Here is a 22,878-nt window from a genome sequence, read left to right as displayed (position 1 = left end):
TTCGGGCCCAACAAGGAGAGCAGGGAACCCAGATGGCGGAGCTCACGATCCGGCCGGAGGAGATCCGGGACGCGCTGGAGAACTTCGTCCAGTCGTACAAGCCGGACGCGGCCTCGCGCGAGGAGGTCGGTACGGTCACCCTGGCCGGCGACGGCATCGCGAAGGTCGAGGGCCTGCCCTCGGCCATGGCCAACGAACTGCTGAAGTTCGAGGACGGCACCCTCGGCCTCGCGCTCAACCTGGAAGAGCGCGAGATCGGCGCCATCGTCCTCGGTGAGTTCAGCGGCATCGAGGAGGGCCAGCCGGTCACCCGTACCGGCGAGGTCCTGTCCGTGGCCGTCGGCGAGGGCTACCTCGGCCGCGTTGTCGACCCGCTCGGCAACCCGATCGACGGCCTCGGCGAGATCGAGACCAGCGGCCGGCGCGCTCTGGAGCTGCAGGCCCCGGGCGTCATGGCCCGTAAGTCGGTCCACGAGCCGATGGAGACCGGCTACAAGGCCGTCGACGCGATGACCCCGATCGGCCGCGGTCAGCGTCAGCTGATCATCGGTGACCGCCAGACCGGCAAGACCGCCCTGGCCGTCGACACGATCATCAACCAGCGCGACAACTGGCGCTCCGGCGACCCGAAGAAGCAGGTCCGCTGCGTCTACGTCGCCATCGGTCAGAAGGGTTCGACCATCGCCTCCGTGCGTGGTGCCCTCGAAGAGGCCGGCGCCCTGGAATACACGACCATCGTCGCCGCCCCGGCGTCCGACCCGGCCGGCTTCAAGTACCTGGCGCCGTACACCGGCTCGGCCATCGGCCAGCAGTGGATGTACGACGGCAAGCACGTCCTCATCATCTTCGACGACCTCTCGAAGCAGGCCGACGCCTACCGCGCTGTGTCCCTGCTGCTGCGCCGCCCGCCGGGCCGTGAGGCCTACCCGGGTGACGTCTTCTACCTGCACTCCCGTCTGCTGGAGCGCTGCGCGAAGCTCTCCGACGAGATGGGCGCCGGCTCGATGACCGGTCTGCCGATCGTCGAGACGAAGGCCAACGACGTCTCGGCGTTCATCCCGACCAACGTCATCTCGATCACCGACGGCCAGTGCTTCCTGGAGTCGGACCTCTTCAACGCCGGTCAGCGCCCCGCGCTGAACGTCGGTATCTCCGTCTCCCGAGTCGGCGGTTCCGCGCAGCACAAGGCGATGAAGCAGGTTTCCGGTCGTCTGCGCGTCGACCTCGCCCAGTTCCGCGAGCTGGAGGCGTTCGCCGCCTTCGGTTCCGACCTGGACGCCGCGTCGAAGGCGCAGCTGGAGCGCGGTCAGCGCATGGTCGAGCTGCTGAAGCAGCCTCAGTACCAGCCGATGTCGACCGAGGACCAGGTCGTCTCCGTGTGGGCCGGTACCACCGGCAAGATGGACGACGTCCCGGTCGCCGACATCCGCCGCTTCGAGAAGGAGCTCCTCGAGTACCTGCACCGCAAGGAGCAGGGCCTCATGACCTCCATCAAGGAGGGCGGCAAGCTGTCGGACGACACGCTGCAGGCCATCGCCGACGCGATCACGGACTTCAAGAAGCAGTTCGAGACGTCGGACGGCAAGCTGCTCGGCGAGGACACCCCTGCCGCTGCGGGCAAGTGACGACGGAAGGGACCTGACTCATGGGAGCCCAGCTCCGGGTCTACAAGCGTCGCATCAAATCCGTCACCGCGACCAAGAAGATCACCAAGGCGATGGAGATGATCGCCGCCTCGCGCGTCGTCAAGGCGCAGCGCAAGGTGGCGGCCTCCACCCCGTACGCGACCGAGCTCACCCGCGCGGTCACGGCGGTCGGAACGGGTTCGAACACCAAGCACCCGCTGACCACCGAGGCGGAGTCGGCGACCCGTTCCGCGGTGCTGCTCCTCACGAGCGACCGCGGACTGGCCGGCGCCTTCAACTCCAACGCCATCAAGGCCGCGGAGCAGCTGACCGCGCGTCTCGAGGCGGAGGGCAAGGAGGTCGACACGTACATCGTCGGCCGCCGCGGCCTCGCCCACTACAACTTCCGTGAGCGCAAGGTCGCGGAGTCGTGGTCGGGCTTCACCGATCAGCCCTCGTACGCGGACGCGAAGAAGGTCGCCGTTCCGCTGATCGAGGCCATCGAGAAGGCGACGGCGGACGGCGGTGTGGACGAACTCCACCTCGTCTACACCGAGTTCGTCTCGATGATGACGCAGACGGCGGTCGACAGCCGTCTGCTGCCGCTTCGCCTCGAAGAGGTCGCGGAGGAGTCGCACGCCAAGGGTGAGATCCTTCCGCTGTACGACTTCGAGCCGTCGGCGGAGGACGTCCTCGACGCCCTCCTGCCGCGGTACGTCGAGAGCCGTATCTACAACGCGCTGCTCCAGTCGGCCGCCTCCAAGCACGCCGCCACGCGCCGTGCGATGAAGTCGGCCACCGACAACGCGGGAGACCTGATCACCAGCCTCTCCCGACTTGCCAACGCGGCCCGCCAGGCCGAAATCACCCAGGAAATCAGCGAGATCGTCGGTGGCTCCGCAGCCCTGGCCGACGCGACCGCGGGGAGTGACAGGTAATGACGACGACAGTTGAGACGGCCGTTGCCACGGGCCGCGTCGCCCGGGTCATCGGCCCGGTCGTCGACGTGGAATTCCCCGTCGACGCCATGCCGGAGATCTACAACGCCCTTCACGTCGAGGTGGCCGACCCGGCCAACGCCGGCGAGAAGAAGACGCTGACCCTCGAGGTCGCCCAGCACCTGGGTGACGGTCTGGTCCGCACCATCTCGATGCAGCCCACCGACGGTCTGGTCCGCCAGGCCACGGTGACCGACACGGGTTCGGGCATCAGCGTCCCGGTCGGCGACTTCACCAAGGGCAAGGTGTTCAACACCCTCGGTGAGGTGCTGAACGTCGACGAGCAGTACGAGGGCGAGCGCTGGTCCATCCACCGCAAGGCCCCGGCGTTCGACCAGCTCGAGTCCAAGACCGAGATGTTCGAGACCGGCCTGAAGGTCGTCGACCTGCTCACCCCGTACGTCAAGGGTGGAAAGATCGGTCTGTTCGGTGGTGCCGGTGTCGGCAAGACCGTGCTGATCCAGGAAATGATCATGCGTGTCGCCAACCTCCACGAGGGCGTCTCCGTCTTCGCGGGCGTCGGTGAGCGCACCCGTGAGGGCAACGACCTCATCGGGGAGATGGAAGAGTCCGGCGTTCTGGAGAAGACCGCGCTGGTCTTCGGTCAGATGGACGAGCCCCCGGGCACCCGTCTGCGCGTCGCCCTGGCCGGTCTGACCATGGCGGAGTACTTCCGCGATGTGCAGAAGCAGGACGTGCTGTTCTTCATCGACAACATCTTCCGCTTCACCCAGGCCGGTTCCGAGGTGTCCACGCTGCTCGGCCGTATGCCGTCCGCGGTGGGTTACCAGCCGAACCTGGCCGACGAGATGGGCCAGCTCCAGGAGCGGATCACCTCGACGCGTGGTCACTCGATCACCTCGATGCAGGCGATCTACGTCCCCGCGGACGACCTGACCGACCCGGCCCCGGCCACCACCTTCGCCCACCTCGACGCGACGACGGTGCTCTCCCGTCCGATCTCCGAGAAGGGCATCTACCCGGCCGTGGACCCGCTGGACTCCACGTCCCGCATCCTGGACCCGCGGTACATCGCGCAGGACCACTACGACGCCGCCATGCGCGTCAAGACTATCCTGCAGAAGTACAAGGACCTCCAGGACATCATCGCGATCCTCGGTATCGACGAGCTCGGCGAGGAGGACAAGCTCGTCGTCCACCGTGCCCGTCGTGTGGAGCGCTTCCTGTCCCAGAACACCCACGCCGCCAAGCAGTTCACCGGCGTCGACGGGTCGGACGTGCCGCTGGAAGAGTCGATCAGGGCCTTCAACGCGATCTGCGACGGCGAGTACGACCACTTCCCCGAGCAGGCGTTCTTCATGTGCGGTGGCCTCGAGGACCTCAAGGCCAACGCCAAGGAGCTTGGCGTCTCCTGAACTCGGACCTGAAGAGTTCTGAGCTCTGAGTTACGTGTGAGGGGGCGGGAGCGTCCCGCCCCCTCATCCACGCCTACTAGACTTGTAACCAACACCCGGCAGACCCGCCGGGTGGTGACCCGAGGAGCCACCTTGGCTGCTGAGCTGCACGTCGCGCTGGTCGCGGCCGACCGAGAGGTCTGGTCCGGCGAGGCCACCCTGGTCGTCGCGCGCACCACGTCCGGCGACATCGGCGTCATGCCCGGTCACCAGCCGCTGCTCGGTGTGCTGGAGTCGGGCCCCGTGACCATCCGTACGAGTGACGGTGGAACGGTCGTCGCCGCGGTGCACGGCGGTTTCATCTCGTTCGCCGACAACAAGCTGTCGCTGCTGGCCGAGATCGCCGAGCTTTCGGACGAGATCGACGTCCAGAGCGCGGAGCGCGAACTCGAGCGCGCGAAGGCGGAGGGTGACGCCCACGCCTTGCGTCGCGCGGACGTTCGACTGCGTGCGGCGGCGGCGCGCTGACCCCAGCGCGGATGCGATGACGTCACTCAGCCGCGGCCGGCACCGGAGCAATCCGGAGCCGACCGCGGCTGAGGCAGATATGGATGTTTTTTCCGTTCCGTTACCTGTTTCGGGTACCTAGGAGACGAGGAGGTCGGTGTCGATGGTCCTCGCTCTGACTGTGTGCGGAATCGTCGTGGCCCTGGTGGCACTGGGGCTGTTCGTCTTCGGCCTGCGCCGCAGACTCATCCAGCGCTCCGGCGGCACCTTCGACTGTTCCCTGCGCTGGGACGTCTCCGAGAAACCGGACACCAGCGGCAAGGGCTGGAGCTACGGGGTCGCCCGCTACAACGGCGACCGTGTCGAGTGGTACCGCGTCTTCTCCTACGCCTACCGCCCGCGCCGCGTCCTGGAACGCTCCTCGATCGAGGTGGCCGGCCGCCGCCTGCCCGAGGGCGAGGAGGAGCTGGCGCTGCTCTCCGACGCGATCATCCTGACCTGTCTGCACCGGGGCACGCGTCTCGAGCTCGCCATGAGCGAAGACGCGCTGACCGGTTTCCTCGCGTGGCTGGAGGCAGCCCCGCCCGGACAGCGAGTGAATGTGGCGTAGCCACATTCACTCGCTGGGTGGGGGTCCCCCCCCGGACGAAGTCCGGGGGAGCGTCAACGTCGCCCGGTGGCTCTTTACGACAGCCCGTTGTTGATGGCGCTCACCAGCTCACCGCCCGCGGTGTCACCGCTGAACTCCCAGAAGAACGCGCCGCCCAGGCCCTGGTTCTTCGCCCAGGTCATCTTCCCGGCGATCGTCGCGGGAGTGTCGTAGGACCACCAGTTGGTGCCGCAGTGCGCGTACGCCGTGCCCGCGACGGTGCCGGTGGCCGGGCAGGACGTCTTGAGCACCTTGTAGTCCTCGATGCCGGCCTCGTAGGTGCCGGGGGCGGCTCCGGTGGCCGTGCCGCCGGGGGCGGACTGGGTGACGCCGGTCCAGCCGCGGCCGTAGAAGCCGATGCCGAGCAGGAGCTTGGCGGACGGGACGCCCTTCGACTTCAGCTTGGCGATCGCGTCGGCGGAGTTGAAGCCCGCGGTCGGTATGCCGGAGTACGAGGTGAGCGGCGAGTGCGGGGCGGTCGGGCCGTCCGCGTCGAACGCGCCGAAGTAGTCGTACGTCATCACGTTGTACCAGTCGAGGTACGAGGAGGCGCCGCCGTAGTCGGCCGCGTCGATCTTGCCGCCGGAGGAACCGTCGGCGGTGATGGCGGCGGTGACCAGGTAGTTGGAGCCGAATGCCGAGCGCAGGCCCTGCATCAGGTTCTTGAAGGCCGCGGGTCCTGAGGTGTCGCAGGTCAGACCGCAGGCGTTCGGGTACTCCCAGTCGATGTCGATGCCGTCGAAGACGTCGGCCCAGCGCGGGTCCTCGACGACGGCCTTGCAGGAGGCGGCGAAGGCGGCCGGGTTGGCGGCGGCCTGCGCGAAGCCGCCGGAGTAGGTCCAGCCGCCGAAGGAGTACAGCACCTTGATGTGCGGGTACTTGGCCTTGAGCTGGCGGAGCTGGTTGAAGTTGCCGCGCAGCGGCTGGTCCCAGGTGTCGGCGGTGCCGCTGACGGACTGGTCGGCGGTGTAGGCCTTGTCGTAGGCGGCGTAGGTGTCGTCGACGACGCACTTGCCGTCCTTGACGTTGCCGAAGGCGTAGTTGATGTGTGTGATCTTCGCGGCCGAGCCGGAGGTCACCAGGTTCTTGACGTGGTAGTTGCGGCCGTAGACGCCCCACTCGGTGAAGTAGCCGAGCTTGACCTTGGAGCCGGTGGGCGGCGGGTCGGTGGTGCCGCCGGTGGTGCGCACGGCGACCGCGCCACTGGCCGGGCCGGTCTGGTCGGCGGTGTCGCGGGCCTGGACGGAGTAGGAGTAGTCGGTGCCGGCGGTGAGGCCGGTGTTGGTGTACGAGGTCGTCGTCACGGTGGCGATCTTCGCACCGTCGCGCAGGACGTCGTAGTTCTTGACGCCCTTGTCGTCGGTGGCCGCGCTCCAGGTCAGTTTCACCGAGGTGTTGGTGATGTCGGAGGCGGTGGGGGTGCCGGGGGCGGAGGGCGGTGTGTCGCCGGGGACGGTGGTGCCGTCACAGCTGCCGCCGTTGAGCTTGCAGCCCGCGGGGGATCCGGAGCCGGTGCCGTTGAAGCCGAAGGAGACGGAGGCGCCGGGGGCGAGGGTGCCGTTCCAGGACTTGTTCTTGGCGGTCCAGTGGGTGCCGGACGACGTGACGTCGGCGTCCCATGCGGAGGTGACGGACGTACCGGAGGGGAAGTCCCACTCGACGGTCCAGGAGCTGAGGGAGGTGGTGCCGGTGTTCTTCACCGTCCACTTGCCTTCGAAACCGGTGCCCCAGTCGGAGGCCTTGGTGTAGTTGGCGGTGGCGGACGTCGCGGCCTGGGCGGGGCTGGCGAGGCCGATCAGGCCGGCGAAGGGGAGCATCAGTGTCGCGAAACCTGCCGCGGCTCTGTGCCTGAGTCTGAAGCGCATGCTGCGCCTCCTCGGGGGTTGGGGGCGCGACTGAGCCTTCGCACCCACGGTGCCGCGAGGATAGAAAGGTCTGGACCATCGGTCAATGGGTCTGGACCACTGGGCCTACCGGTGGGTCAGATCCCCAACTCCTGCGCCAGCACCGCTGCTTGGACCCGGCTGCGCAGTTCCAGCTTCGCCAGCAGTCGGCTGACGTGCGTCTTCACCGTCGCCTCGGCCATGTCGAGGCGGGCGCGATGCCGGCGTTGGACAGGCATGCCGCTCCACCGGCGCCTGTGGCTCTCCGCGTCAGCGCTCCCCGCCCGGCACCCACAGCACGTCCCCGACGTCCTTGTTCGCCGTGCGGGCGAGGATGAACAGCAGGTCCGACAGGCGGTTGAGATAGGTCGCGGTGAGCGGGTTCATCACCTCGCCGTGCACCTCCATCGCCGCCCAGGTGGACCGCTCGGCCCGCCGTACGACCGTGCAGGCCTGGTGGAGGAGGGCCGCGCCCGGGGTTCCCCCGGGGAGGATGAAGGACCGGAGCTTCTCGAGCTGCTCGTTGAAGCGGTCGCAGTCCGCCTCCAGTTTGTCGACGTAGAACTGCTCGACCCGCAGTGGCGGGAACTCCGGCTTCTCCACCACCGGCGTCGACAGGTCCGCGCCCACGTCGAACAGGTCGTTCTGCACCCGGGTGAGGACCTTGACGATCTCCTCGTCCAGGTTGCCCAGCGCGATCGCCGTGCCGATCACCGCGTTCGCCTCGTTCGTGTCGGCGTACGCGGAGATCCGCGGGTCGGTCTTGGCGACTCGGCTCATGTCGCCGAGGGCGGTGGTGCCCTGGTCGCCGGTCCTGGTGTAGATGCGCGTCAGATTGACCATGAGGTCAGAGTAGTTACGCGCCGGACGTCCGGAAGACCCGTGTGCCCACTGTCACGGACAGCGTGGCGAAGCCGACGGCCACCAGGACGCCGTACAGCATGGGCGCCGTCGTGTACGAGCCGACGTACGCCTCCCGCACCGCGTCCACCAGATAGCGGAACGGCATGAGGTGCGAGAGGACGTCCAGCCAGCCCGGCGCCAGCGCCATCGGCAGCATCAGGCCGGACAGCAGCATGGACGGCATGCTCACGGCGTTGATCAAGGGACCGAACTCCCCTGGGCTGCGGACCTTCATCGCCAGCGCGTACGACAGCGAGCCCAGGGAGACCGTCAGCAACGCGACGAACGCGAAGCCGATCAGCACGCCCGCCAGGGGTGCGCGCAGGCCCATCACCACCGCGGCCAGCACCAGCAGCACCGCCTGGAAGACGAACACCGTGGCGTCCCGCAGGACCCGGCCGAGGAGGAGTGCCAGGCGGCTGACGGGCGTGACCCGCATGCGTTCGACCACGCCCTGGCTGTTCTCGACGATGACCGAGAAGCCGGCGAACGACGCCCCGAACAGGCCGAGTTGGAGCAGCAGCCCGGGGACCAGTATCTGCCAGGAGCTGCCCCGCCCGCCGAGCGGCAGCCCGGTCAGCAGGGGGCCGAAGAACACCAGGTACAGCAGCGGCATCAGCACGCCGAAGAGCAGGGCGAAGCGGGAGCGGAGGGACTGGCGGAGGTAGCGGCCGTAGATGAGGGCCGTGTCGTGGAGCAGCATCTCTTCGGGATTCCTATACGGCTACGGGGGTGGTGGCGGCCGGGGCGGGACCGCGGCCGGTGATCGCGAGGAACGTGTCCTGGAGGGGCGCGTCGATCGAGCCGCCGTACTTCAGCTTCAGCGCGCTCGGGGTGCCTTCCGCCGCGACCACGCCCTGGTCGACGACGACCAGGCGGTCGGAGAGGGCGTCGGCCTCGTCGAGGTAGTGGGTGGTCAGGAAGACGGTCGTGCCGTGCTCGTCGCGCAGTCGGCGGACCAGGTCCCACAGGTCGGCGCGGCTGCCGGGGTCGAGGCCGGTCGTCGGCTCGTCGAGGAAGAGGACCTTCGGGCGGTGGGTGAGCGCCATCGCGATGTCCAGGCGCCGCCGCTGGCCGCCGGAGAGGGCGCCCGCCTTGCGGTCGAGGAGATCGGTGAGGTCCAGGTCGCGGGCCAGCTCCTCGGCACGCTCGGTCGCCCGGGCCTTCGTCAGGCGGTACAGGCGGCCCTGGGTGACCAGCTCCTCCCGCACGCCGATCTGCGGGTCGACCCCGCCCGACTGCGCCACATAGCCACAGGCCCGCCGCACCCCGGCCGGGTCGGCGGCCAGGTCGCAGCCGGCGACGGTGGCGGTGCCGCCGGTCGGGGTCAACAACGTGGTCAGCATGCGCAGGGTCGTGGTCTTCCCGGCGCCGTTCGGGCCCAGGAAGCCGAGGATCTCCCCTTCGCGGACCGACAGGTCCACACCGCGCACGGCCTCGACGGGGCCGAACTTCGTCTGGAAGGTACGGGCCAGACCGGCCGTACTGATGATTGCCATGACCCCAGAAAAACAGAGTCTCTTAAATTTTGCAACGCCCCCAAAATTTCAGGGAGACCAAGAACGGTTAGGATCTCCGGCATGGCAGAGGGACTCAGGGAGCGGAAGAAGCGCGAGACCAGGCAGCGCATCTCGGACATCGCGACGGGGCTGTTCCTGGAGCACGGCTTCATGGCGGTGACCATCGCGGACGTGGCCGAGGCCGCCGACGTCTCCGTGAACACCGTCTACAACTACTTCCCGACCAAGGAGGACCTCTTCCTCGACCGCAGCAAGGGGGTCATCGACCGGCTTTCGCGCTGGGTACGCGCCCGTGACGTGGGTGAGTCGGCGGCCGCGGCCGTGCTGAGGGAGCTGCGCGACGAGGTCGAGGCGGTCTCGCCCCGGGTCGGCCTGATGGAGGGCTGCGAACGGTTCATGCGGGTCATCCACGACTCGCCCCCGCTCCGCTCCCGGCTCTGGAGTATCCAGCAGGAGGTCCAGGAGAACCTGGAGGCGACCCTGCGCGAGGAGACGGGCGCCGCAACCGACGACCCGATCCCCACCCTGATGGCCGGTCAGGTCAACTGGGTCCATCAGACGGTCATGGGTGTCATCGGCCGTGAGATGGTCGCCGGGCGCAATCCGGACGAAGTGTCACGAGAGGTGCTCGTGCTTCTCGACCACATGGAGGAGCTGTTGAGCGAGAAGGTGCTCAACTACGCCGTACGAGGAGAGCGCTGAGCCGTGCCGGTGTGATGTCCGTCAGATGAGACGTGACGCGCATTACTTACCGGTCACACAGCCCCTCACCTTCGCTAGGGTCCGCCGGAGAGGCAGATATGAACAGCGTGTGAGCGCGCGTGTGCAGTCATCAAAGGGGAGTCGCACAGTGGCACGGAAGCTTGCCGTCATCGGCGCCGGCCTGATGGGTTCCGGGATCGCCCAGGTCTCCGCGCAGGCGGGGTGGGACGTCGTCCTGCGCGACGTCACCGACGAGGCACTCAAACGTGGCACCGACGGCATCAAGGCCTCGTACGACAGGTTCGTGAGCAAGGGCAGGCTGGAGGCGCACGACGCCGATGCCGCCCTCGCCCGGATCACCGCGACCACCGACCTGGACGCCGCCTCCGACGCGGACATCGTCGTCGAGGCCGTTTTCGAGAAGCTGGAAGTCAAGCACGAGATCTTCCGGGCCCTCGACAAGATCGTGAAGTCCGACGCCGTGCTCGCCTCCAACACCTCCGCCATCCCGATCACCAAGATCGCGGCCGTGACGGAGCGCCCGGAGCGGGTCGTCGGCACGCACTTCTTCTCGCCGGTGCCGATGATGCAGTTGTGCGAGCTGGTGCGCGGCTACAAGACGAGCGACGAAGCCCTCGCCACCGCGCGGGAGTTCGCCGAGTCCGTCGGCAAGACCTGCATCGTCGTCAACCGTGACGTGGCCGGCTTCGTGACGACCCGTCTGATCTCGGCGCTCGTCGTCGAGGCGGCGAAGCTGTACGAGTCGGGCGTGGCCACCGCCGAGGACATCGACCTCGCCTGCAAGCTGGGCTTCGGCCACGCCATGGGCCCGCTCGCCACGGCGGACCTCACCGGCGTCGACATCCTCCTGCACGCCACCAGCAACATCTACACCGAATCCCAGGACGAGAAGTTCGCCCCACCTGAACTGATGCGCCGGATGGTTGACGCCGGTGACATCGGGCGCAAGAGCGGGCAGGGCTTCTACAAGCACTGAAACCGCACATGCCCCTGGGGCATCACACCCATGGGTGAATTCGGTATCGGTTCGCTTACGGACGGCAACCTCTGACCGCCCAACACAGTCAGAGGTTGCATCACCGGCCTTTCACTTCCGCGGAGCACGAGACGACGCACGGGGAGCGCATATGTACATCAGGGGCGACCACGCCGAGCTGGTCGTCGGGGGCCGCCTCGACGTCCGCAGCGCGGCGGACGCCCGTACGGTCCTGCACACGGCCGTCGACGACGGAGTCGGCGACCTCGTGCTGGACCTGTCCGAGCTGGACTCCTGGGACGCCACCGGCCTCGGGGTGATCATGGGGGCACACCGTCGCGCCGGCCGCTGCGGCCGGCGGCTCGTGCTGCGCGGCGTGCCGCCGCAGATGCAGCGCCTGCTGGTCGCCACCAGGCTGCACCGGATCCTCGCGATTGAGGGCGGCATCGGCGTGGAGTCACTGCCCCGGGTGTGACACCCGGTACGGAGTGGGGCAGGGCGGTCGGACGTTACGGCTGCGAAGCACACGTCGCGCGCAATCCTCATGAGACTGTGACGTCTCGGACGGCGCGGGACCCCGGACTGTCGTAGATACTGTGCGAAGGTTTAGGGTTCGGTCGCCCGCGCTGATTTCCCTCGAGCGGGCCCGGACCAGAAGCGACAGCGCGGTGTGCAACAGGCCGGGAGGGGCCGGAGCTGGCACACGACGCTTTTGGGGGGCTTGAAACCTATGGACCCGAACAACCGGGAGCCCGAGGAGTACGGCCACGACGATGGGGGCACCTCCCGGTCGAGTGCATTCGAGACCGGCGGAGCCCAGGCGTCGAGCCGGCGTCCGACGAGGGATCCCCTCGCATCCGACTTCGCGCAGCACTCGCCCGCACTCGCCCGCACCGCGCAGCTCGTGGTGGGCGACTACCTGCTCACCGTCAATCCCGTCGACGGCAGCGAGATAGTGGCCTGCCCGCCGGGCGAGCGCCCCGGCCGTCCCGAGAAGCTCGGCGCGGCCGAACGCGCCGAGGTGGCGCGCGCGGCCAAGCCGCCGGTTCCGCCTGGTCCCGCACAGCCCGAGCTGCCGCTCCTGGCCCGCCAGGAGGAGCGCGAGCGGCTGGTACGGCTGCTCGCCCGCGGCCGTTCCGTACGCCTCACCGGCCCGGCCGGCTCCGGCCGCACCAGCCTCCTCGACGTCGTCGCCGAGGACTGCGCGGACCTCGCCCCCGACGGCGTCGTCCGCCTCAGCGGCTTCCACCGCACGTCGAGCGACCTGCTCCACGACCTCTTCTACGCTGTCCACAACGCGCCCCTGCACCGCCCGGACCGGGACGAACTGCTCTCCTACGTCCGTGAGATCGGCGCGGTCGTCGTCCTCGACGACGTCGAGTTCGGCGGCGCCGCCCTCGACGAACTGCTGGACGCCACCCCGGAGTGCGCCTTCCTGGTCGCGGCCACGCCCGATGTGCCCGCACCGTCCGCGGACTCCGCGCTCGAGGAGGTCTTCCTCGGCGGCCTGGAGCGCGCCGACGGCGTGGAACTCCTGGAGCGTGCCGTCGGCCGTGTCCTCACGGAGGAGGAGGCCAACTGGGCCGGAGACCTCTGGTTCGAGTCCGAGGGCCTGCCGTTGCGGTTCGTGCAGGCCGGGGCGTTGCTGCGGCAGCGTGAACGACAGCGGGCCGGAGCCAGTGCCGTCGACGAGCTCGGCGTCTTCGCGGACGCGGCGCCGGTGGCCGCGCCGTTCGACGCGCCGTTCGACGCGCCCTTCGACAGGTCCGACGCTTCGGACGACGGTGAGAACCCGCCGTTGCCCGCGCTCGGCGAGGCCGCCGCGCCCGCCCCGCTGCTCGCCGCACGGCTCAGCGACTCGGCCCGCGCCACCCTGCGGTTCGCCGTCGCGCTCGGCGGCGAGGTGCCGCACCAGGCGCACCTGCCCGCCCTCGTCGGTGACACCCACGCGGACGCCGCCCTCGGCGAGCTGGCCTCCTGCGGCCTGGTCTCCCCGGTCGGTTCCCGCTACCGCCTCGCCGGCGGGGTCCAGACCCAGCTGGAGGCCGCCGGCTACGGCGACGACATCGAGGCCCAGGCCCACACCGCCGCCCGGCACTACGCATGGTGGGCCGGGCACCCCTCGGTCACCCCGGAGCGGGTGTGCGCCGAGGCGGACGCCGTGCTCGCCGCCCTCGGACTGCTCGTGCCGGGTACGACACCGCCCTCCGAGGGTGAGGAGAGCGCCACCGTGCAGCTGGCCCGCACGGCGGCGCCGGCATTCGCCGCGGGCGGGCACTGGAGGGCCTGGGAGCAGGCGCTGCGTTCCGGCGCGGAGGCCGCCCGGCTCGCCGGGGACGTGTCGGAACAGGCCTATTTCCATCACGAGTTGGGCGTCCTCGCGCTCTGCGCCGGGCAGCTCGACCGGGCCCGCGCCGAGCTGGAGGCCTCCATAGGCATGCGCGGGGCGCTCGCCGACAAGCGGGGCACCGTCGCCGGCCGCCGCGCCCTCGCCCTGGTCGCCGACCGCTCCGGCACCGTGCCCGGCCTCGCCGCGATGGCGGGGGAGGAGGTGCCGGACGCACGGTACGAGGAGTCGCAGTCGCCTCCTGGCGGCGTCCCGGCGGCGTTCCCGCAGCTTCAGCGGCCCGCGGACAGCTCCACACTGGTCACCTACCAGGCCTCGTCCCCGTCGTCCCTCGGGCCCGGGTCCTCCGGGTCGTCCCCGTCGTCGCACAAGGCCCTGGGTGGCCTCAGGGGCCTCGCCCGGCGCAACCTCGTGGCGGCCGGCGCGGGCGCGCTGCTCGTGGCGGTGCTCGGCACGGTGGTGACGCTGGGCGCGACCTCCGAGAACGACGCCAACAACCCGTCCGACCAGGTCGGCGTCAACCCGTCGGCCAGCCAGGGCCTGAACGACGGCAGCCTGGGCGCGGACGTGCCGAAGAACGACGACGGCTCCCCGGACACCGGCGCGGCGACCAGCCGCCCGACGGACCCGGGCCCCGACGGCACGTACGGCACCTCCGACGACCCGACGCCCACCGAGAGCGCCGAGCCCTCCGACTCGCCGAGCGGGACGCGGGGGACGAGCAGTGGCCCGTCGACGACGCCGCCCAAGCCGTCGACGACCAAGCCGCCGTCCTCGCCCAAGCCGCCTACGTCGCCGACGAAGCCGCCGAGCACTCCGGCGTCCCCGTCAACGTCGCCGAGCACTTCGACGTCCCCGTCAACGCCGCCGACCTCGGAATCGCCGACGACCACCCCGGAGACCTCCGACTCGGCCAGCGGCCCGGCCTCCTCACCGGTGGAGAGCAGCAGCTCCGCCGACGCTCCGCAGTCCAGCGAGGCCGGCTCTCCGAGCAGCTCGGAACCGGTGATCTGACGCCCGTACAGGCACAGCGCGGAAGGGCCCGGTCCGAGGAAATGGACCGAGCCCTTCACGTCGTAGCGGAATGACCGTCAGAACAACCGCAGTTTGTCGTCCTCGATTCCCCGCAGGGCGTTGTAATCGAGGATCGTGCAGCCGATGCCGCGATCCGTGGCGAGGACGCGGGCCTGCGGCTTGATCTCCTGGGCGGCGAAGACGCCGCGGACCGGGGCGAGATGGGGATCGCGGTTCAACAGCTCGAGATAGCGGGTGAGTTGCTCGACTCCGTCGATCTCGCCGCGCCGCTTGATCTCCACCGCGACGGTCCGGCCGTCCGCGTCCCGGCACAGGATGTCGACCGGGCCGATGGCCGTCATGTACTCGCGGCGGATGAGCGTGTAGCCCTCGCCGAGGGTCTCGATGCGGTCGGCGAGGAGCTCCTGGAGGTGTGCTTCCACGCCGTCCTTGATCAGGCCGGGATCCACACCCAGTTCGTGCGAGGAGTCGTGGAGAACCTCCTCCATCGTGATGATGAGCTTCTCGCCCGCCTTGTTGATGACGGTCCAGACGCCTTCCTCGTCGCCGGAACCCTCCTTCAGCGTGCAGGGCGGCGACATCCAGTTCAGGGGCTTGTAGGCCCGGTCGTCCGCGTGAATCGAGACGCTGCCGTCCGCCTTCACCAGGATGAGACGGGGGGCGGAGGGGAGGTGGGCGGTGAGCCGGCCGGCGTAGTCGACGGAGCACCGGGCGATGACGAGACGCATGGTCGGCAACGCTACTCGACGGGCACAGGTGCACGCGATTCGCCCTCCCGTCGCCCACCACCACCCTCAACCGATGCCCTGCGGACCGCCCCTCTTGCTATGGAACATCCCTGATCGGTTGTGGCCGATTGTGTGCCTAATGGGGCCTGGCTATGTACGCATTCTCCTGGTGCCGTCACCGTCCGTTGCTTACGGTAGTAAACGGGAGGTCGCGAGTTGTGTACGCAGCGTGTTCGATATCGCGAACTCCCTTTATCTGTCCGGCAACCCCCGTTGACCGGGGGTGCGAGAGGAGTACCCATGTCGCTCGACGTCTCACCGGCCCTACTCGAACAGGCCGAGCGAGGCGAGGTCGACGAAGCTGCCTTCGTCGACTGCGTCCGGACCTCCCTGCCCTACGCATGGGAGATGATCAGCTCCCTGGTGGCCCAGCTGAAGGTCGACGGCGGAGCGTTCGCCGACAACCAGACGCCCCCGCCGGACGAGCAGGCACGCGGTCAGCTGCTGCGTGCGCTTGCGAGTGACGCGATACGCGGCGCGCTGCAACGGCACTTCGGTGTACGACTGGCGTTCCAGAACTGCCACCGGGTGGCGGTGTTCCCGTTGGACTCCTCCGTCGACGAGACGCTGGCCCGGTTCACCTCGGCGCGCAACCAGCTGCTGAACCAGTCCCCGGAACTGCGGGACTGCTGATGCGGTGAGCCGCTTGCTTGTCGCTCCGTACGCGGGAGGTGCATTCGTACCGGGGCGGCAAGCTCCCGGCCGGACAGGCCGGTTGACGACGGTGCGGTTCAGCCGAGCTGTGGGATGACTTCGGCACCCAGCCGCCGGATGTTCTCCTCGGTGGCCGCAAGGTCTCCCGAGCCCTCTGTGAGAAGGGCGAAGCGGGCGACGCCGGTCCGCTCGCCGGTCGCCGCGAGCCGGTCGGCGCACAGTCGCGGAGTGCCCACCGGGTGCAGTCCGCAGAGCAGTTCGGTGTAGGCCAGCGGGTCGCGCATCGAACGCTCGCGGCCGTCCACCGTGACATGGGCGCCGAGCCCCTGTTTCAGCCAGCCCGGCATCGCCTTCGTCAGCGCCTCCACCGCGTCCGTACGCCGGTCCGCGATCTGGCAGACGCCGGCCGACACATGGGCCGCGCCGTGGACCTCCTCCGGTGAACGCCCCGCCGCCCGCGCGATCCTGCGCCACAGGGCGACCATCTCGGCCTTCTCCTCGTCCCCCACGTGCATCCCGAGCAGCATCGGCAGCCCGCGCTCGGCGGCCAGCCGCACGCTCGCCGGGGAGGTGCACGCGACGACGACCTCGGGCCCCGAGACGTCCGTCAGCCCCTCCGACGGCTTTGGCACGACGGGGACTTCACGGAAGGTGAACCGCTCGCCGGCGGCCGCGACCGAGGGTTCGCGCAGCCAGCGCACCAGCAGATCGAGTGATTCCGGGAACCCCGACTCGTACGCCTCGAGGCCCGAGCCGAACACCTCGAGATCGACCCATGGTCCGCCGCGCCCCACGCCCAGCGAGAAGCGCCCGCCGCTCGTCACGTGCAGAAGCGCGGCCTGCTCGCCGAGCGCCACGGGATGGGTGGTGGGCAGCACGCTGACGGCGGTGCCCACCCGGATGCGGCGGGTGCGGCCGAGCAGTAACGCCGCCAGCGTGACCGCGGACGGACAGGTGCCGTACGGCACGAAGTGGTGCTCGGCCAGCCAGACCGCGTCAAGGCCGGCCTCCTCGGCGACCTCGGCCGAGCGGACCGCGCGGTGCAGCGCCTCCCCCTGGCCCTGCCCCGGGAACTGGGCCGCCAACACGAAACTTCCTACGTGCATCGCATTTCCTGCTTCCTTGGCTCCGACGCGGAGCTCCCCCACCCGGCATAACCGTCTGACACGTGCCGAGGACACGGCCTGGCGAAGAGATTTGCCGATTGTCTGCAGAATGGGGCGCGGTGGAGGGGGACTTGTGGGGGTTGGTCCCCTACAGGTACCCCCGCCCACGCCGCGTAGGCTGGACACAGCCCGTGCTTCCTGTATAGCCCCGTGAGGTGTCCCGTGTCCCCGCGTCGCAACCGACCCAAGGGAGCTGGTTCGTCAGGCTCGTCCGGCCGGAGCGCCGAGGACGACCGATCCGGTCGCTACGGCGGCTTCCAGTCCGCCGAGGCCTGGCAGGGCGAGCAGTGGAGCGTGCGGCACGTGGCCGGGGCGAGCGCCCAGGGCAAGGCGTACCGCTGCCCGGGCTGCGAGCAGCTGATCCCGGACGGCGTCCCGCACGTCGTGGCCTGGCCCGCGCACTCGGGCGTCGACGAGCGCCGCCACTGGCACAAGGCGTGCTGGAACGCGAAGGACCGCCGCACCACGCGGGTGCAGCGGTCCCGTAACGCGCCGAGGTTCTAGGAAACCCCCGTGACTCAGACGTCTCGCTTCTCCAGCAGCGCGAAAGCGCCGGCGAACGCGGCGGCCGTCACACCGAGGGCGATCCACAGCGGGTCCCAGCCGGACGGGCCCGTCTCGGTGAGGGAGTTGGAGTAGAAGACGCTGAGCTGGTTCGGGATGGAGTACTCGAACAGGGCCTGGCGCAGGTCCTCCAGCGACTCCGAGAACATGAACAGCGCGATGACCAGCGGTGCCAGCACCACGCCGATCATGATGGTGATCGCGCCCGCCGAGTGCCGGATGATCGAGCCGACCACCAGCGAGAGCAGGCCGAGCAGCGCGATGTAGAGCGAGATGCCGAGCGTGCCCTTCAGCCACTCCTGGCCGGACGGCTCCTTGGCGCCTTCCAGCATGGCGACGTCCGCCAGGGCGACGAGCAGGACCGACACCAGCGTCACCACGAACGCGACCGAGAAGAAAACGATCGCCTTGGCGGCGAGGACCCGGCCGCGCGAGGGACACGCCACCATGGTGGTCCGGATCATGCCGGTGCCGTACTCCGAGGCCGTGGTCAGCACGCCGAGCGTGATGACGCACATGCTGCCGAGGAGGACCCCGAAGAAGCCGAACGACAGGGGGTTCTCGCCCGCCAGGCTCTCCTGGGCCGAGTTGGCGGCGACCAGCGCGCCGGCCGCGAGTCCGATGCCGATGACGAGCAGTACGAAGACGCCGAGCGTCCACATCGTGGAGCGCACCGACCGGATCTTGGTCCACTCGGAGGCGATCGCGTTCCCGAGGTGCGTGCGCACCACCGGGATCGGCGAGTTGTACGTGGGGTACGACGGTCCGGGCGCCGCCTGCCAGGTGGGTGCGGCCTGCGGCATCTGGGGCTGCGGGGTGCTCATCGGGCGTCCTCGGGCTTGTTCAGGTCGGCGGCAGGGGCGGAGGAGGCGGGCGCGGCGGCCGGTGGCTGGCCCTGCGGCGCCTGGGGGGCGTACGGGGCCTGGGGTGCCTGCGGGGCGTAAGGGTTCGGCGCACCGGCGCCGGGCGCCGGAGCGGCGCCCGGCGCGCCGTACGGACCCCCGGGCGGCGGGCCCTGAGGCTGTCCCTGCGGCATCGCGAACGGCTGTCCGCCCTGCTGGGGCGGCGGCGGGGCGTACCAGCCCGGCTGACCCTGCCCCGGCACCGGCATCGGTGGCTGCGCACCCGGCGGCAGCGGCTGCTGCAGCCCGGCCTTCTGGTCGATGGTGGAGCGGTAGTCGACGGCGCCCTGCGTCATCCGCATGTACGCCTCCTCCAGCGAGGCCTGGTGCGGCGACAGCTCCCACAGGCGTACGTCGGTGTCGTGCGCGATGTCGCTGATGCGCGGCAGCGGCAGCCCCGTCACACGCAGCGCGCCGTCCTGCTCCGGCATCACGTGCGCGCCCGCCTCGGTGAGCGCGGACGACAGCTTCTCGCGCAGTTGCGGGTCGGTCTCGGGCGTACGGACGCGCGCGAAGTCGGCCGAGTTGGCCGAGATGAAGTCCTTGATGTTCATGTCGGCGAGCAGCTGCCCGCGTCCGATCACGATCAGGTGGTCGGCGGTCACCGCCATCTCGCTCATCAGGTGCGAGGAGACGAAGACGGTGCGGCCCTCCGCGGCGAGCGCCTTCATCAGGTTCCGCACCCACAGGATGCCCTCGGGGTCGAGACCGTTGACCGGCTCGTCGAACAGCAGCACCTGAGGGTCGCCGAGCAGCGCGGCGGCGATGCCCAGCCGCTGGCCCATGCCGAGGGAGAAGCCCTTGGAGCGCTTTCTCGCCACGTCCTGGAGACCGACGACGCCGAGCACCTCGTCGACCCGTCGGGCCGGGATGCCGGACAGCTGGGCCAGGCACAGCAGGTGGTTGCGGGCGGCCCGGCCGCCGTGCACGGCCTTGGCGTCGAGCAGCGCGCCGACCTGGCGGGGCGCGTTGGGCAGCTTGCGGTACGGATAGCCGCCGATCGTCACCTGCCCCGAGGTGGGATTGTCCAGGCCGAGGACCATGCGCATCGTCGTCGACTTGCCCGAGCCGTTGGGCCCGAGGAAGCCGGTGACGGCGCCGGGCCGCACCTGGAAGGAAAGGTTGTACACAGCGGTCTTGTCGCCGTAGCGCTTGGTCAGGCCGACTGCCTCGATCATGCTCCGCACCCATCGCAAGGATTCAGGACAGCGGGGCACACGCCCCCCGTAAGGGTTAGGAGCTTATCGGGGCGCTGACGGTTCCGCTCAAATGAAAGCAAAGCCCAGAGCTTCCGGTGTCCCCCTTCGGCGTCAGGCGTCCCTCTTCTTGAGCAGGACGTACCCGCCGAGCAGCGCGGCGGCCACCCACAGCGCCATGATCCCGAGGCCGCCCCAGGGGCCGTACGGAGTGTCGTCGTCGATCGGCGTGACCACCTGCATGATCCTGCTGCCGGCCTGGTCGGGCAGATAGCGGCCGATCTTCTTCGTCGCGTCGACGTTGCCCAGGATGTTGGAGATCAGGAAGAAGAACGGCATCAGGATGCCCAGCGCCAGCATCGGGGAGCGCAGCATCGCGGCGACGCCCATCGAGAACATCGCGATGAGGGTCATGTAGAGGCCGCCGCCGATGACCGCGCGCAGCACGCCGGAGTCACCGATCTCCGCCTTGTGGGTGCCCAGCATCGCCTGCCCCAGGAAGAAGGCGACGAAGCTGGTGGCCATGCCGACGACCAGCGACAGACCGGTCGCGACCGCGATCTTGCTGAAGAGGAAGGTGCCGCGCTGCGGAACGGCGGCCAGCGAGGTGCGGATCATGCCGGTGCTGTACTCGTTCGACACGACGAGCACCCCGAACACGATCATCGCGAGCTGACCGAGGCTCATGCCGGCGAAACTGATGAATGTCGGATCGAAGGAGAGCCGGTCACCCCGGCTCATGCTGTCGAACTCGTTCTTCGACAGCGCCGAGATCAGCATGCCGAGGGCGATGGTGACGACCACCGCCAGCGAGAGCGTCCACACGGTGGAGGCCACCGACCGGATCTTGGTCCACTCGGACCGGACGACCTGGATCGCCGCCATGGTCAGTTCCCCTTCCAGCCGTCGCCCCACGGTTGCCCGGCCAAGGGCGTGTCGGCGTGTGCGTGGTACTCGACCGACTCCGCGGTCAGCTGCATGAACGCCTCCTCCAGGGAAGCCTGCTGAGGGCTCAGCTCGTGCAGCGCGATCTGGTACTGGGCCGCCAGTTCACCGATGTACTCGGGCTTGCAGCCGTCGACCTCCAGCGAGCCGTTGCCGGTCTCCACGGCGGTGACCCCGGCCCCTTGCAGCACGTCGAGCAGCCGTTCGCGCTGCGGAGTGCGGATACGGACGTAGGACCGCGAGTTCTGCGCGATGAAGTCGGCCATGGAGGTGTCGGCGAGCAGCCGCCCCTGCCCGATGACCACCAGGTGGTCGGCGGTCAGCGCCATCTCGCTCATGAGATGGGAGGAGACGAAGATCGTACGGCCCTGTGCGGCGAGCGACTTCATCAGAGTGCGGATCCAGTGGATGCCCTCGGGGTCGAGGCCGTTGACCGGCTCGTCGAACATCAGGATCCGCGGATCGCCGAGCAGCGCGCCCGCGATGCCGAGCCGCTGGCCCATACCGAGCGAGAAGCCCTTGGCCTTCTTCTTCGCCACAGCCGTGAGACCGACCGTGTCCAGCACCTCGTGCACGCGGCTCCTGGGGATGCCGTTGCTCTGCGCCAGGCACAGCAGGTGGTTGAAGGCGCTGCGCCCGCCGTGCATGGCCTTCGCGTCCAGCAGGGCGCCGATGTACGTGAACGGGTCCTTGAGCCGGTCGTAGTGCTTGCCGTCGATACGGACGTCCCCGGCGGTCGGCCGGTCGAGCCCCAGCATCATCCGCATGGTCGTCGACTTGCCGGCGCCGTTGGGCCCGAGGAAGCCCGTCACGATGCCCGGTCTGACGGTGAAGGTCAGGTTGTTGACCGCCACCTTCTCGCCGTACCGCTTGGTCAGTCCCTCGAGCTCGATCATGCGACCACGCTAGGGGCGAGGTTCGGCGGACGCCAATCGTGTGGGCAAACGGAGACCGACGAGCGCGGCAAGAAAGGCGAAAGCCCGCATCCCCTTCGCAGAGGATGCGGGCCCCACTCGTAACCCGTACTACGTCACACCCTTACCGGGACTGCTGAGCCGGGACACCCCGGGAGATCGGCTCGTCGTCGGCCGGCGTGGCGGCGGCCACCGCGGCGCCCGTGAGCGTGGCGAGCATCTCGCGCACGTTCGTCAGCTGGGCGTTGATGGAGTCGCGGCGGTTGGTGAGAGCCGCCAGCTCCCGCTCGGATTCCGAACGGATCCGGTCCGCCTTGGCGTTGGCGTCGGCCACGATGTCCTCGGCCTGGCGCTGCGCCGTCTCGACGGTCTGGCGGGCGCGGCGCTCGGCGTCCGTGCGCAGCTTCTCCGCCTCCAGGCGCAGCTGCTCCGCGCGGTGCTCGATCTCCGCGAGACGCTTCTCGGCCTTCTGCTGACGGGACGCGAGGTCGCGCTCCGACTGCTCGCGGCGCTTGGCGAGGTTCGTCTCGAAGTCGGCGGCGGCCTGCGCGGCCTTGGCGCGGGTCTCCTCGAAGAGGGCGTCGGCCTCCTCGCGCTTCTGCTGCGCGTCCTTCTGGGCCTCTGCGCGCAACTGCGAAGCGTCACTCTTCGCCTTCTCGATGACCCGGACGCCCTCGTCCTCGGCCTTGGCCTTGCGCTCCGCAGCGAACGATTCTGCGTCGTTGCGAACCTGCTGGGCCGCCGACTCGGCGAGCTCGCGGTGCTGCTCGGCAGCGCGCCGGGCCTCCTCGCGCAGATCCTTGGCCTCTTCCTCGGCGAGGCGGAGGATCTTCTCGACACGCGCGCCGAGACCGGCGTACGACGGCTCGGCGTCGGTGACCTGAGCCTGGGCGTTCTGCGTCTCGAGGTGGAGTTCCTCGATGCGCTTTTCCAGAGCAGTGATACGGGCCAGAGCGCTGTCACGGTCGGAGACGAGCTTCGAGATGCGTTCGTCCACCTGAGCGCGGTCGTATCCACGCCGCACAAGCTCGAAGCCGTAGGGGGAAGTGTCGCTCATGGGGTTCCTGTCGAATGAGACCGGTGAGGTGATAGGGGGAATCCTAGGGGCCGAAGCGGTGTGTCATCGAGCGGATGCGTGTTTGATCTGGAGAATGACACCCCTTTTGGGTGGCTAACTCGCGGACCACTTGCCAAAGACTTGGTCAAAGGCCCCAGAAGAGACCAGAAT

22 protein-coding genes and 1 pseudogene are annotated in these 22,878 nt (G+C 69.3%); 11 read left to right on the top strand and 12 right to left on the bottom strand.

Going from position 1 to position 22,878, the window contains the following annotated elements:
* Positions 1–32 precede the first annotated feature (32 nt).
* The 5 genes from atpA (at position 33) to ACFYO2_RS09120 (ending at position 5,095) form a co-directional block, all read left to right on the top strand.
* Entirely contained in the window at positions 33–1,625 is a 1,593-nt protein-coding gene (gene atpA, locus ACFYO2_RS09140) for a F0F1 ATP synthase subunit alpha (protein WP_388346311.1), read from the top strand.
* A gap of 20 nt (positions 1,626–1,645) precedes the next feature.
* Positions 1,646–2,563, top strand: a complete 918-nt coding sequence (locus ACFYO2_RS09135) for a F0F1 ATP synthase subunit gamma (protein WP_388346309.1) — start codon at positions 1,646–1,648, stop codon at positions 2,561–2,563.
* Positions 2,563–3,999 (top strand): F0F1 ATP synthase subunit beta, encoded by a 1,437-nt coding sequence (gene atpD, locus ACFYO2_RS09130; protein ID WP_388346306.1) that lies wholly within the window; start codon positions 2,563–2,565, stop codon positions 3,997–3,999. Before ACFYO2_RS09135 ends, atpD begins: the two co-directional genes overlap by 1 nt.
* A gap of 132 nt (positions 4,000–4,131) precedes the next feature.
* Complete coding sequence (locus ACFYO2_RS09125; RefSeq protein WP_388346303.1) at positions 4,132–4,506, top strand: F0F1 ATP synthase subunit epsilon; 375 nt, start codon at positions 4,132–4,134, stop codon at positions 4,504–4,506.
* A 142-nt stretch (positions 4,507–4,648) separates the two neighbouring features.
* Positions 4,649–5,095, top strand: a complete 447-nt coding sequence (locus tag ACFYO2_RS09120; RefSeq protein WP_388346301.1) for a DUF2550 domain-containing protein — start codon at positions 4,649–4,651, stop codon at positions 5,093–5,095.
* Between the two features lie 74 nt (positions 5,096–5,169).
* On the opposite strand, the gene ACFYO2_RS09115 is transcribed toward ACFYO2_RS09120, so the two are convergent.
* The 5 genes and pseudogenes from ACFYO2_RS09115 to ACFYO2_RS09095 all read right to left on the bottom strand — a co-directional run bounded on the left by ACFYO2_RS09115 (position 5,170) and on the right by ACFYO2_RS09095 (position 9,419).
* Positions 5,170–6,999, bottom strand: a complete 1,830-nt coding sequence (locus tag ACFYO2_RS09115) for a glycosyl hydrolase family 18 protein (protein ID WP_388346298.1) — start codon at positions 6,997–6,999, stop codon at positions 5,170–5,172.
* A gap of 116 nt (positions 7,000–7,115) precedes the next feature.
* Positions 7,116–7,232 (bottom strand): annotated as a pseudogene (locus ACFYO2_RS09110) (LuxR C-terminal-related transcriptional regulator); the annotation flags it as partial.
* A gap of 55 nt (positions 7,233–7,287) precedes the next feature.
* Positions 7,288–7,860 (bottom strand): cob(I)yrinic acid a,c-diamide adenosyltransferase, encoded by a 573-nt coding sequence (locus ACFYO2_RS09105; protein ID WP_388346295.1) that lies wholly within the window; start codon positions 7,858–7,860, stop codon positions 7,288–7,290.
* 13 nt (positions 7,861–7,873) lie between these two features.
* A complete protein-coding gene (locus tag ACFYO2_RS09100) occupies positions 7,874–8,623 on the bottom strand; it encodes an ABC transporter permease (protein WP_388346292.1) in 750 nt (249 codons plus the stop codon).
* Positions 8,624–8,636: 13 nt separating this feature from the next.
* Entirely contained in the window at positions 8,637–9,419 is a 783-nt protein-coding gene (locus ACFYO2_RS09095; RefSeq protein ID WP_388346289.1) for an ATP-binding cassette domain-containing protein, read from the bottom strand.
* An 81-nt stretch (positions 9,420–9,500) separates the two neighbouring features.
* On the opposite strand from ACFYO2_RS09095, the gene ACFYO2_RS09090 reads away from it, so the two are divergent.
* The 4 genes from ACFYO2_RS09090 to ACFYO2_RS09075 all read left to right on the top strand — a co-directional run bounded on the left by ACFYO2_RS09090 (position 9,501) and on the right by ACFYO2_RS09075 (position 14,500).
* Positions 9,501–10,142, top strand: a complete 642-nt coding sequence (locus ACFYO2_RS09090; protein WP_388346286.1) for a TetR/AcrR family transcriptional regulator — start codon at positions 9,501–9,503, stop codon at positions 10,140–10,142.
* 148 nt (positions 10,143–10,290) lie between these two features.
* Entirely contained in the window at positions 10,291–11,139 is an 849-nt protein-coding gene (locus ACFYO2_RS09085) for a 3-hydroxyacyl-CoA dehydrogenase family protein (RefSeq protein ID WP_388346285.1), read from the top strand.
* 151 nt (positions 11,140–11,290) lie between these two features.
* On the top strand, positions 11,291–11,614 hold the full coding sequence (locus ACFYO2_RS09080; protein ID WP_053753244.1) for an STAS domain-containing protein: 324 nt from the start codon (positions 11,291–11,293) through the stop codon (positions 11,612–11,614).
* Between the two features lie 255 nt (positions 11,615–11,869).
* Positions 11,870–14,500 carry an ATP-binding protein gene (locus tag ACFYO2_RS09075; RefSeq protein ID WP_388346280.1) on the top strand — a complete coding sequence of 877 codons (2,631 nt, stop codon included), beginning with the start codon at positions 11,870–11,872 and terminating at the stop codon, positions 14,498–14,500.
* Positions 14,501–14,577: 77 nt separating this feature from the next.
* Here ACFYO2_RS09075 and nucS read toward each other — a convergent pair whose 3' ends face one another.
* Complete coding sequence (gene nucS / locus ACFYO2_RS09070; protein ID WP_388346277.1) at positions 14,578–15,249, bottom strand: endonuclease NucS; 672 nt, start codon at positions 15,247–15,249, stop codon at positions 14,578–14,580.
* 300 nt (positions 15,250–15,549) lie between these two features.
* On the opposite strand from nucS, the gene ACFYO2_RS09065 reads away from it, so the two are divergent.
* The gene (locus tag ACFYO2_RS09065; protein WP_266433739.1) at positions 15,550–15,942 is read left to right on the top strand and encodes an SCO5389 family protein; all 393 of its coding nucleotides are present in this window, start codon (positions 15,550–15,552) and stop codon (positions 15,940–15,942) included.
* Between the two features lie 98 nt (positions 15,943–16,040).
* On the opposite strand, the gene ACFYO2_RS09060 is transcribed toward ACFYO2_RS09065, so the two are convergent.
* Positions 16,041–17,069, bottom strand: a complete 1,029-nt coding sequence (locus ACFYO2_RS09060; RefSeq protein WP_388346274.1) for an LLM class flavin-dependent oxidoreductase — start codon at positions 17,067–17,069, stop codon at positions 16,041–16,043.
* Between the two features lie 222 nt (positions 17,070–17,291).
* Between ACFYO2_RS09060 and ACFYO2_RS09055 the strand changes: the two genes are divergently transcribed.
* A complete protein-coding gene (locus ACFYO2_RS09055; RefSeq protein WP_388346271.1) occupies positions 17,292–17,633 on the top strand; it encodes an ATP/GTP-binding protein in 342 nt (113 codons plus the stop codon).
* Positions 17,634–17,647: 14 nt separating this feature from the next.
* Here the strand turns inward: ACFYO2_RS09055 and ACFYO2_RS09050 are convergent, their stop codons facing one another.
* The 5 genes from ACFYO2_RS09050 to ACFYO2_RS09030 form a co-directional block, all read right to left on the bottom strand.
* Positions 17,648–18,517: an ABC transporter permease subunit gene (locus ACFYO2_RS09050; protein ID WP_388346268.1), complete on the bottom strand. Its 870-nt coding sequence runs from the start codon at positions 18,515–18,517 to the stop codon at positions 17,648–17,650.
* Positions 18,514–19,773, bottom strand: a complete 1,260-nt coding sequence (locus ACFYO2_RS09045) for an ABC transporter ATP-binding protein (RefSeq protein WP_388346265.1) — start codon at positions 19,771–19,773, stop codon at positions 18,514–18,516. The genes ACFYO2_RS09050 and ACFYO2_RS09045 overlap by 4 nt, the downstream gene beginning before the upstream one ends.
* 132 nt (positions 19,774–19,905) lie before the next feature.
* Complete coding sequence (locus ACFYO2_RS09040; protein WP_388346262.1) at positions 19,906–20,676, bottom strand: ABC transporter permease; 771 nt, start codon at positions 20,674–20,676, stop codon at positions 19,906–19,908.
* A gap of 2 nt (positions 20,677–20,678) precedes the next feature.
* Complete coding sequence (locus tag ACFYO2_RS09035; protein ID WP_388346259.1) at positions 20,679–21,632, bottom strand: ABC transporter ATP-binding protein; 954 nt, start codon at positions 21,630–21,632, stop codon at positions 20,679–20,681.
* A 142-nt stretch (positions 21,633–21,774) separates the two neighbouring features.
* Positions 21,775–22,707 carry a cellulose-binding protein gene (locus tag ACFYO2_RS09030; protein WP_388346256.1) on the bottom strand — a complete coding sequence of 311 codons (933 nt, stop codon included), beginning with the start codon at positions 22,705–22,707 and terminating at the stop codon, positions 21,775–21,777.
* Positions 22,708–22,878: the final 171 nt, after the last annotated feature.

The organism is Streptomyces sp. NPDC006602 (genome assembly GCF_042870385.1).
Classification (GTDB): Bacteria; Actinomycetota; Actinomycetes; order Streptomycetales; family Streptomycetaceae; genus Streptomyces.
This window is presented reverse-complemented; position numbering and strand designations above follow the sequence as displayed.

Coding starts and splice junctions, on each gene's coding strand:
- atpA (WP_388346311.1), top strand. CDS start 33: ATGGCGGAGCTCACGATCCGGCCGGAGGAGATCCGGGACGCGCTGGAG.
- ACFYO2_RS09135 (WP_388346309.1), top strand. CDS start 1,646: ATGGGAGCCCAGCTCCGGGTCTACAAGCGTCGCATCAAATCCGTCACC.
- atpD (WP_388346306.1), top strand. CDS start 2,563: ATGACGACGACAGTTGAGACGGCCGTTGCCACGGGCCGCGTCGCCCGG.
- ACFYO2_RS09120 (WP_388346301.1), top strand. CDS start 4,649: ATGGTCCTCGCTCTGACTGTGTGCGGAATCGTCGTGGCCCTGGTGGCA.
- ACFYO2_RS09115 (WP_388346298.1), bottom strand. CDS start 6,999: ATGCGCTTCAGACTCAGGCACAGAGCCGCGGCAGGTTTCGCGACACTG.
- ACFYO2_RS09105 (WP_388346295.1), bottom strand. CDS start 7,860: ATGGTCAATCTGACGCGCATCTACACCAGGACCGGCGACCAGGGCACC.
- ACFYO2_RS09100 (WP_388346292.1), bottom strand. CDS start 8,623: ATGCTGCTCCACGACACGGCCCTCATCTACGGCCGCTACCTCCGCCAG.
- ACFYO2_RS09095 (WP_388346289.1), bottom strand. CDS start 9,419: ATGGCAATCATCAGTACGGCCGGTCTGGCCCGTACCTTCCAGACGAAG.
- ACFYO2_RS09090 (WP_388346286.1), top strand. CDS start 9,501: ATGGCAGAGGGACTCAGGGAGCGGAAGAAGCGCGAGACCAGGCAGCGC.
- ACFYO2_RS09080 (WP_053753244.1), top strand. CDS start 11,291: ATGTACATCAGGGGCGACCACGCCGAGCTGGTCGTCGGGGGCCGCCTC.
- ACFYO2_RS09075 (WP_388346280.1), top strand. CDS start 11,870: ATGGACCCGAACAACCGGGAGCCCGAGGAGTACGGCCACGACGATGGG.
- nucS (WP_388346277.1), bottom strand. CDS start 15,249: ATGCGTCTCGTCATCGCCCGGTGCTCCGTCGACTACGCCGGCCGGCTC.
- ACFYO2_RS09065 (WP_266433739.1), top strand. CDS start 15,550: ATGTCGCTCGACGTCTCACCGGCCCTACTCGAACAGGCCGAGCGAGGC.
- ACFYO2_RS09060 (WP_388346274.1), bottom strand. CDS start 17,069: ATGCACGTAGGAAGTTTCGTGTTGGCGGCCCAGTTCCCGGGGCAGGGC.
- ACFYO2_RS09050 (WP_388346268.1), bottom strand. CDS start 18,517: ATGAGCACCCCGCAGCCCCAGATGCCGCAGGCCGCACCCACCTGGCAG.
- ACFYO2_RS09045 (WP_388346265.1), bottom strand. CDS start 19,773: ATGATCGAGGCAGTCGGCCTGACCAAGCGCTACGGCGACAAGACCGCT.
- ACFYO2_RS09040 (WP_388346262.1), bottom strand. CDS start 20,676: ATGGCGGCGATCCAGGTCGTCCGGTCCGAGTGGACCAAGATCCGGTCG.
- ACFYO2_RS09035 (WP_388346259.1), bottom strand. CDS start 21,632: ATGATCGAGCTCGAGGGACTGACCAAGCGGTACGGCGAGAAGGTGGCG.
- ACFYO2_RS09030 (WP_388346256.1), bottom strand. CDS start 22,707: ATGAGCGACACTTCCCCCTACGGCTTCGAGCTTGTGCGGCGTGGATAC.